The following is a 9,322-nucleotide window of genomic DNA, read 5'->3' as shown; positions in this document are numbered from 1 at the left end:
TTGGTACGGTAGAAGATATTACTGACGATACAAATCCTTGTAATGTCACTATTACACGTACTTGGACTTTTACTGATGCGTGCGATAATGCGTCGTCTGTTTCTCAAACGATTACTATTCAAGATACAACTGCGCCTGTTGTTACTAATGATTTATCTGATATTTTTGTTACTTGTAGTGAAGTTCCTGAAGCACCAACTTTAGTATTTGATGAGTGCTCTATTGGTGAACCTGAGGTTAACTTTACAGAAACAAGTTCTTTTGATGGCAGTAACAATGATTATGAAATTATTTGGAGTTGGGATATAACAGATAGCTGTGGAAATAGCACAACTGTAGAACAACATGTTTTTGTTTCAATTCTAAATTCTACTTCTGAAGTAAACACTGAAAAATGTTCAAATGATGGGTTGGTTGATTTATTTGACTATTATGATGGTTCAGATCTTAATGGAACTTGGGAAGTGATTTATGGAGACGCAACACTTGACGATGGAATTTTTGATCCTTCATTAGTTGATTTAGGAGACTACACATTTAGTTACACTTCTGTTGAAGGTAGTTGCCTTAACACGGTTGAAGTAAATATTAATGTAAACGATGACTGTATTGTATTACCAGCACCACAACCTTGTAGCAGAGAAAGTATTACTATTTCAAATGCTGTTACTCCAAATGGAGATCAATGGAATGAATTCTTTGAAATAAAAGGTGACGAAACATGTGGGTTTGTAAAAGAAATTAAAATATTTAACCGTTGGGGCGCTAAAATTTATGAGTCTAACAACTATACAAACAATTGGAATGGTACTTCTCATAAATCGTCTGTTGGTAATTCTGATAAAGTACCAAATGGAACATATTATTATATCATAAATTTAAAAAATAGTGGATTTGAACCTATAACTGGTTATTTCTACGTAGGAACCAAATAAATCTTTAACCTATGAAATCTATGAAACATTACATAGTTGTAGTAATTACATGCTTGAGCTTTACTTTTGGGGTTGCTCAACAATTACCTCAATTTACGCAATATATGTATAATACCATCTCTATAAACCCTGCTTATGCAGGAAGTAGAGAAACATTAAGCATTGTTGGACTGCACAGAAGTCAATGGGTTGGCTTTGATGGTGGACCAAGAACACAAACATTATCAATTCATTCACCTCTACGTAATGAAAAGATAGGTTTAGGAATGTCTTTTATAAATGACAAACTAGGTGATGAACGCTTTTCTTACCTCTATGCAGATGCATCTTATACGATTCAAACAGGAGAAAAAACAAAGCTTGCATTTGGTATAAAAGCAGGTTTTACGAGTTACAGCCTAGATGCTGACTTTAGAAATTCTCAAAGTGCTGACCCAAGTATTTACGGTATTGAAGATAGATGGTCTCCCAATATTGGAGCTGGACTGTTCTGGCATTCAAATAAATGGTATTTGGGACTATCTGCTCCAAGAATTTTAACAAATGACTATAACGAGAAAAGTCCAACTGGGCAAGATTATCAAGCGTTAGAGCGCGTTAGCTATTACTTTACTGGAGGTTATGTGTTTACTTTAAGTGATAACACAAAACTTAAACCAGCATTTTTAGTCAAAGCTACAAATGGAGCGCCTTTATCATATGATATTACCGCTAATTTTCTATTCTACGAAAAATTTTGGTTAGGAGGTGGCTATAGAATTAATGAATCTACTTCTGCCCTAGCTGGTATTGCCGATTTTCAAGTATCAAAACAACTACGAATTGGATATGCATACGAATATCCGCTTTCAGAAATTAATGATTACACAGGAGGTACTCATGAAATTCTACTGATGTTTGAAATATTTAAAGCTAAACGTATAAAATCTCCTAGATACTTCTAAAAATACTATCTTATGAAAACAAGAGTAATTTTTACATTAATTGCATTATATAGCTCCTTGATTTTTTCTCAAGAAAAAGTTGCTGATAAATTCTTTGAAAATTATGCTTACCTAAAAGCTGCTGAATTATATCAAGAGGCTGTAAAAAAAGGAAATGATAGTGAGCATGTGCTTACACGACTTGGAGACTGCTATTACAACAACTCTAACCCTAAACAAGCTGCTGTATGGTACAACAAAGCTTTAGAAAAATATGGAAATGATATAAGTCCCGAATATATTTATAAGTACATACAAACACAGCGTAGTTTACAAAACTTTACAGAAGCTGATAAATGGTTTGAAAAATTTAAATCAATACAAAATGATGATAGTAGAGCAAAAGAGTTTGAAGAAAGCAATATAGCGCTTTATGAAAAATTAGCATCTACAAGTGGTATGAATACCGTAATTGAGAATCTTTCTATTAACTCAAAATATTCTGACTTTGGTTCTTTTGTTTACGAAAACACATTATACTTTGCTTCATCTAGAAATACTGAAAATGATATTTATAAATGGAATAATGAACCGTATTTAGATATCTTTAAAGGAGAAATAAAGACTACTGAAGATAACGTTAAGCAAATAACAAATGTTACGCCTTTGGCTTTTGATGGCGTTGAGAGAAAAGATATTCATGATGCTAATGCCGTTCTTACAAAAGATGGAAAAACCATGTATTTCACAAGAGATAACGTTGGCAAAAGAAATAAACCACAATACGACAAAAAAGGAACAACACACTTAAAAATTTATAAAGCGACACTTGTAGATACTATTTGGTCTAACATTGTAGAACTTCCTTTTAATGATAATGTATTTTCAACTGGTCATCCTGCATTAAGCCCAGACAACAAAACGCTATATTTTGTTTCTGATAGAGATGGTGGTTATGGACAAACAGATATTTATAAAGTTGCTATAAATGACAACGGTTCCTATGGAGATCCTGTAAATTTAGGTGATAAAATAAATACTGAAGGACGTGAGGTATTCCCGTTTGTATCTCAAGATAGTACATTATACTTCTCTTCTGATGGATTTTTAAATTTAGGATTACTAGACATATTCAAATCTAACATTATAAAAGATGAAAATGCAGATCCTGAAAACCTTGGAGCTCCTTACAACAGTGGCTATGATGACTTTGCATACTTTATAGATCCAAAAGATAATTCTGGATATTTTTCATCTAATCGTCCAGACGGAAAAGGTAGTGATGACATTTATGGTTTTAACATAACTACATGTAAACAAACCATTTCAGGCGTTGTAAAAAACAATAAAACATTAGAAATTTTACCAGAAGCAACTGTTCAACTTATAGATGAATCGGGTAAAATTATAGAAGAAATTACAAGTGATAAGGATGGTGCATACTCTTTTGAAGTTGATTGTGATAAAAACTATAAAGTGCTCGCCTTTAAACCCGACTATAAAGATGATTGGAAAGAATTAGAAACTGATAATGAAAATGAAAAAGATAATACAGCTGATTTAAATCTTGTACCTCTTATTAACGATAACGAAATTGTTATTAACCCAATTTTCTTTGATTTTGATAAATGGAATATTAGACCAGATGCAGCTTATGAACTAGAAAATATAGTTGCTGTAATGAGAGCACACCCTGATATGGTTATTAAAATAGAATCACATACAGATAGTCGTGGTAGCGATAAATACAATATGAAATTATCTGACAGACGAGCAAAGTCTACAAGAGACTATTTATACTCTAGAAATATTGCCAAAGAAAGAATAGAAAGTGCTATAGGATACGGAGAAACGCAGTTACTTAACAAGTGCTCTAATGGTGTAAAATGCTCTAAAGAAGAACATCAGTTAAATAGACGTTCTAAATTTATAATCTTAAAACAATAGTTTTACTACCAACAATAAATGAGTGGTAAGATTTATTTTGATTTAATTATGCTTACACATATTTAAAACCTTCCTAACAATAATCTTATTTACTTAAAAAGCCACTTTTACAAGTGGCTTTTGTTTTATTGTATCTTTACAAAGATATTTGTGTAATACCAAATTCCATTTTCATCCTTTTTTGCTGTTATTTGAAAATGGGTAAAATTACCTTCAATGTTTCTTCTATGCCCTGGACTGTTTAGCCAAGCATTTACAACTGTTTCAGCATAAGAATAGCCGTAAGCTACATTTTCAGCAACAGAAACGGCCCCAGTAAAAGACTCTAAAAAAAACTGTCTATTTATAAAATTATCATGAGAAATCTTTTTATGATCTATCATATAGTTGGTATGAGTACTTGTTTGCGACTTGATAATATCCAAACTAGTATCTAATGCTTTCAAACCAATTTCTATTCTGTGATTGTTAATTAGTGAGAGAATCTCTGCTTCTATTGGTTTAGACTCGGGGATATTCACTTGAGTCTCAATAAAAGTTTGGTTTATATCTGTATTTAACTTTTCTGAATCTTGAGAACAAGACAAAGTTATGCATACAAAAATTGGCACCCACAAAAGTGAGTGCCACTTAAAAGTTAATTTCATTTTAGTTCTATTAGGGGCCGCAAAAATACGATTGAATACCTAATAAATTCTTAAAATAAAGTTAATGATAATTTAATTTAATAATTATCTAACAAAAATATTCGTGTAGTACCAATCTCCTTGAGAGTTTTGCTCTGCAGAAATATCAAAATATGCGTAATTACCTTCAATATTTTCTCTGTGAGCATCGCTATTTATCCATGCATTAACTACTGTTTCTGCCGAAGTAAAACCATAAGCTACATTTTCAGAAACGTAACTTGCTCCTGCATTATTAATTAAATAAGCTCTACGTTGGTTAAAATTGTCATGAGACACATTGTTAGTGTTTACCATATATTCTGTATGACTAAAAGCTTGAGATTTAATAATGTTTCTCTTATTCAACGGATTTAGTCCTTTTCCTATTCTATAATCATTAATTAAATCTAGAATATCATTTTCAATTGCTTTTGCTTCAGGAGCAACAACATTATCGTTTACAGTTGTTTGTGCTGCTTGATTCATATTATCATCAGAACTATCTGATGAACAAGATACTGTTAAGAAAGTAAGAATTACCACTAAAAATAAAATTGTAGGCTTTTTCATTGTTAGGTTGTATTAGATTTGGGATTGTAAATTTAAAACCTAATCTAAAAAACAATGTTAACAAAATGTTAAAATCGATAAAAAACATGTATTTCATCGATTTTAAATGTTTTTAAACGGTAAAAACAGCGTAAAACTGTTAAAATGATGTATTTAGTCGGTTATTTAGGGAGATAATCGATTTTTAATCCATAAACCCTCACTATCAGCAGCATACCTAACTCTATCATGCAGTCTATTAGGCCTTCCTTGCCAAAATTCAACCTCAAAAGGCTTTACAATATAACCTCCCCAAAATTGTGGGCGATCTATCTCTTTTCCTTCGTGTTTCTTTTCAAGCTTATTTAATTCCTCTTCTAAAAAAGCTCTATTTGGTATCACAGAACTCTGTTTTGACACTAGAGCGCCAAGCTGACTGCCTCTTGGTCTAGATTCAAAATAACCGTCACTTAAATTTTCTGCAATTTTTTCTGCTTTACCTTTAATAATGATTTGGCGCTCGGCACCTGCCCAAAAAAAAGATAGACAAACATTTGGATTGTTTGCAATAGCAATTCCTTTTTCACTATCATAATTGGTAAAAAAAATAAAGCCTTCGTAGGTAAACCTTTTTAATAAAACGATTCTACTTTTTGGGTAACCATCTAGACCTATTGTTGAAACGGTCATAGCATTTGTTTCATCTTCAGGAAAATTTTTATCTACGTCATGAAACCAATTTCTGAATAGCTCCATTGGGTTGTCTGGAGAATCTTTTAATGTTAATTCATCTTTACTATAAGATTTTCTGTAATTGCTTAAGTCTGTATTCATTATAAACAAATAGGTAAAAATTAATTTCTTTTTTCTAAAATTTTCTTTCTATCAACAACAATTTAACATAAATTTAGGCAATAATATATATATAATGAGATTTGAAGACAGTAAATATAGTACCATTTTAGACTATACTAAGGTAAGTTTTTCTTTTGGTTCATTTTACCTTTTAGATAAGTTTATTATATCAGAAATGAAAGAAGGAGTTCATTTTGATTGGCACAAAATACAACAGGTTATTACTGTTTTATTAGAACATTATGGGAACACAATAAAAATTGCTCATATCTCTAATAGGATTAACTCTTATTCTATTGAGCCACAATTATGGATTAAGTTTAATAAAGATTTTGGTTTTGTTATAGCAAGTGCTATTGTTTTTTACAGCGAAATTAACTATGTAAATGCAACTATTGAGAAGAGGTTTTCTGAAAATAGTATAAAAAGATGTCTCAATCTTGATGAGGCAATAAATTGGGTTTTAAACCTTAAAGAATTTAATTAATCTCGATGGTTTTTCCGTCTTTTGCTAATTCTACATCATTAAATATAGATTCGGCTTCAGTTTTGAAGGCTTTTAAGTCATCATAACGCGTTGAATAATGCCCTAATACTAATTTACCTACATTGGCAAGTTTTGCAATAGTAGCAGCTTGTTTTGCTGTACTATGCTTGGTAGGTGCTGCTAAACTTATGTGTTTTTCTAGAAATGTAGATTCGTGATATAATAAACTTACATGCTCTATTATAGGAATAATACGTTCGTTATACATGGTATCACTACAAAAAGCATAACTTTTAGGGTTTATTGGTGGCTTGGTTACTGTTTCATTTTTTATAAGTTTCCCTTTTTCATTAACAACATCAAATCCTTGTTTTAATTTTCTGTAATAAGAGACATCTATGTCAGCATTTAATACTGCATTCATATCTAGTTTTCTCTCTCCTTCTTTTTCTTTAAACAAAAATCCGTTTGTATAAATTCTATGATCTAAAGGAATAGTGTGCACTTCTACTTTATCATCCTCATAAATAAGTTCTGATTCTTTTGAGGTAAGCTCATGAAAAATAAGCTTATAATTTGTCCAAGAATCGGCCAATTTCATTTGTAATGTTATGACTTCTTTTAATCCTTTAGGACCGTAAATATGAAGATCGGTTTCTCTTGTAAGCAACCTAAATGTAGATATTAATCCTACTAAACCAAAGTAATGATCACCATGCAAGTGTGAGATAAATATGTGCTTTATCCTAGAAAACTTTACTTTATTTCTGCGTAACTCTACTTGCGTACCTTCTCCACAATCTATCAAAAACACATGGTTGTTTATTTCTAAAACTTGTGATGTGGGATTGGTATTAGTACGCGGTGTTGCACTATAGCAGCCTAAAATAGTTAGTTTCATAGTTTAAAACCCTAAATCACGCTCCATTTCTTCCATTTCTATAATATCATAGGCTTCTTGCATAGTTGGTACTACAACCAACTCATCTGGCATTTCATTAAGATTTACTTTGTCAGATACTATGACAAAAGAATGTTTTGCTTTTCTATGCGTATTTGAAATTTTAAGAAACTCTATTATTTCTTCTAGAGAAATTGGTTTTAAACTACTTAAATTAACAATAACATTATTGTTTTTGTAGCGTTCATAAAGAACATCTAATTTTTTTACAAGCTCTACAATAGATGCTTTTTCTTGAGTAATAACAGTTGTTGAGCCATTTTGATCTACAATCATAATCTAGTTTTATTACTGTTTAATTTTTGACGCTAATAAATATATTACTGCCATTCTTATAGCTACACCATTTTGAACTTGGTCTAGTATAATAGACTGGCTTGAATCTGCAACATCACTAGTAATTTCAACACCACGATTTATTGGTCCTGGGTGCATAATTGTTATTTCTTTGTCTAGAGAGTCTAACAAAGCTTTATTTACTCCAAACTGTTGTGTATATTCTCTAGATGACGGAAAATAACTTACACTCATACGCTCATTTTGTACACGTAACATATTGGCAACATCACACCAATTGAGAGCTTTTCTTAAATCTGTTTCTACAGTAACTCCTAAAGTATCAATATATTTAGGCATTAAAGTTTTTGGTCCACAAACCATAACATTTGCACCTTGTAACTTTAGAGCAAAAATATTTGATAAGGCTACGCGACTATGGAGTATATCACCAACAATAACCACATTTTTACCAGCTACATCTCCTAATCGTTCACGTATAGAATAAGAATCCAATAAAGCTTGAGTGGGATGCTCATGAGCACCATCTCCAGCGTTTATAATACTAGCATTAATATGTTTTGACAGAAATACACCAGCTCCAGGATTAGGGTGTCTCATAACAACCATATCTACTTTCATAGATAAAATATTATTTACAGTATCTATTAAAGTTTCTCCTTTTTTTACTGATGACTGTGCTGCTGAAAAATTTATAACATCAGCAGATAATCGCTTTTCAGCTAACTCAAAAGAAAGTTTTGTTCGTGTTGAGTTTTCAAAAAATAAATTTGCAATGGTAATGTCTCGAAGCGAAGGCACTTTTTTTATAGGTCTATTAATCACTTCCTTAAAATGATCTGCTGTTTCAAAAATAAGTTGAATATCTTTTTCGTTAAGATATTTTATGCCTAATAAGTGATCAACACTTAACTCGCTCATAATGCTGTTCTTAATTATTTATTAAATAAACTGAATCTTCTCCGTCATTTTCAACCCAGTTTACCTTAACTTTTTCATTGTTTATGGCATCTACCTGTCTACCTCTGTAATCGGGTTGTATTGGTAAATGCCTACTAAAACGTCTGTCTATTAATGTTAAAAGCTCTATTTCTTGAGGTCTACCAAAAGATTGTATTGCTGTTAAAGCAGCTCTAATACTACGACCTGTATATAATACATCGTCAATAAAAACTACATTTTTATCTTCTACAATAAAATCTATCTGTGTTGTGTTTGCCTCCAGAGTTTTCTCGCCTCTTCTAAAATCATCACGGTAAAACGTAATATCTAAATATCCTAATTTTAAATTCTTGATTTTGTAATCTTCATTTAAAATTTTGGCTAGTCTGTTTGCTAAATATTTGCCTCTAGGCTGAATACCTACTAGTACGGTATTTGTGAATTTATTATGTTTTTCTATGAGCTGACAAGCTAATCTATTAAGAATAATATTGACTTCTTTAGCATTAAGTAATACTTTTTGACTCATAATTTAATCTATCCAAACGTATTTAATTAACAAAGATAGTGCAAAATTTTACATTGGTTGTGCTGTTATTGAAACAAAAACAAAAAAAAGAAGCTATAAAGCTTCTTTTTAAATCAATATTACAGATAAGATCTAAAACAGATATTACTGACTGTAATATTTTCCCCCAAGAACTAATTTAAATTTTAGTAAAACTAAAAATTAACAGTTTTAATAAATAATTAACAAT

At 31.0% G+C, this 9,322-nt stretch carries 11 protein-coding genes; 4 read left to right on the top strand and 7 right to left on the bottom strand.

Annotation, left to right across the window (positions count from 1 at the left end; translation table 11 throughout):
• The 3 genes from ABD690_RS13175 to ABD690_RS13165 all read left to right on the top strand — a co-directional run.
• On the top strand, positions 1-935 hold a 935-nt coding region (locus ABD690_RS13175), incomplete at its 5' end, for a T9SS type B sorting domain-containing protein (protein WP_344731065.1).
• Positions 936-946: 11 nt separating this feature from the next.
• Positions 947-1,879: a PorP/SprF family type IX secretion system membrane protein gene (locus tag ABD690_RS13170; RefSeq protein ID WP_344731064.1), complete on the top strand. Its 933-nt coding sequence runs from the start codon at positions 947-949 to the stop codon at positions 1,877-1,879.
• Positions 1,880-1,891: 12 nt separating this feature from the next.
• Positions 1,892-3,805, top strand: coding sequence for an OmpA family protein (locus ABD690_RS13165; protein ID WP_344731063.1), 1,914 nt, complete (start codon positions 1,892-1,894; stop codon positions 3,803-3,805).
• A 125-nt stretch (positions 3,806-3,930) separates the two neighbouring features.
• Here the strand turns inward: ABD690_RS13165 and ABD690_RS13160 are convergent, their stop codons facing one another.
• The 3 genes from ABD690_RS13160 to pdxH form a co-directional block, all read right to left on the bottom strand.
• Complete coding sequence (locus ABD690_RS13160) at positions 3,931-4,452, bottom strand: CAP domain-containing protein (protein ID WP_344731062.1); 522 nt, start codon at positions 4,450-4,452, stop codon at positions 3,931-3,933.
• An 84-nt stretch (positions 4,453-4,536) separates the two neighbouring features.
• Positions 4,537-5,043 (bottom strand): CAP domain-containing protein, encoded by a 507-nt coding sequence (locus tag ABD690_RS13155; protein ID WP_344731061.1) that lies wholly within the window; start codon positions 5,041-5,043, stop codon positions 4,537-4,539.
• A 165-nt stretch (positions 5,044-5,208) separates the two neighbouring features.
• Positions 5,209-5,856, bottom strand: a complete 648-nt coding sequence (pdxH, locus tag ABD690_RS13150; RefSeq protein WP_344731060.1) for a pyridoxamine 5'-phosphate oxidase — start codon at positions 5,854-5,856, stop codon at positions 5,209-5,211.
• Between the two features lie 94 nt (positions 5,857-5,950).
• On the opposite strand from pdxH, the gene ABD690_RS13145 reads away from it, so the two are divergent.
• Positions 5,951-6,364 carry a hypothetical protein gene (locus ABD690_RS13145; RefSeq protein WP_344731059.1) on the top strand — a complete coding sequence of 138 codons (414 nt, stop codon included), beginning with the start codon at positions 5,951-5,953 and terminating at the stop codon, positions 6,362-6,364.
• Here the strand turns inward: ABD690_RS13145 and ABD690_RS13140 are convergent.
• The 4 genes from ABD690_RS13140 to pyrR are packed head-to-tail and all read right to left on the bottom strand — an operon-like array spanning position 6,357 to position 9,093.
• Positions 6,357-7,265 (bottom strand): ribonuclease Z, encoded by a 909-nt coding sequence (locus ABD690_RS13140; protein WP_344731056.1) that lies wholly within the window; start codon positions 7,263-7,265, stop codon positions 6,357-6,359. The genes ABD690_RS13145 and ABD690_RS13140 overlap by 8 nt on opposite strands.
• Before the next feature lie 3 nt (positions 7,266-7,268).
• Entirely contained in the window at positions 7,269-7,601 is a 333-nt protein-coding gene (locus ABD690_RS13135) for a ribonuclease Z (protein WP_344731054.1), read from the bottom strand.
• A gap of 12 nt (positions 7,602-7,613) precedes the next feature.
• On the bottom strand, positions 7,614-8,543 hold the full coding sequence (locus tag ABD690_RS13130; protein ID WP_344731052.1) for an aspartate carbamoyltransferase catalytic subunit: 930 nt from the start codon (positions 8,541-8,543) through the stop codon (positions 7,614-7,616).
• Positions 8,544-8,553: 10 nt separating this feature from the next.
• Positions 8,554-9,093 carry a bifunctional pyr operon transcriptional regulator/uracil phosphoribosyltransferase PyrR gene (pyrR, locus tag ABD690_RS13125; protein ID WP_344731051.1) on the bottom strand — a complete coding sequence of 180 codons (540 nt, stop codon included), beginning with the start codon at positions 9,091-9,093 and terminating at the stop codon, positions 8,554-8,556.
• Between the last annotated feature and the right edge of the window lie 229 nt (positions 9,094-9,322).

It is taken from the genome of Corallibacter vietnamensis (genome assembly GCF_039537875.1).
GTDB lineage: Bacteria > Bacteroidota > Bacteroidia > Flavobacteriales > Flavobacteriaceae > Corallibacter > Corallibacter vietnamensis.
The sequence above is the reverse complement of the archived record's forward strand: the minus strand, read 5'-3'. Positions and strand labels throughout refer to the sequence as shown.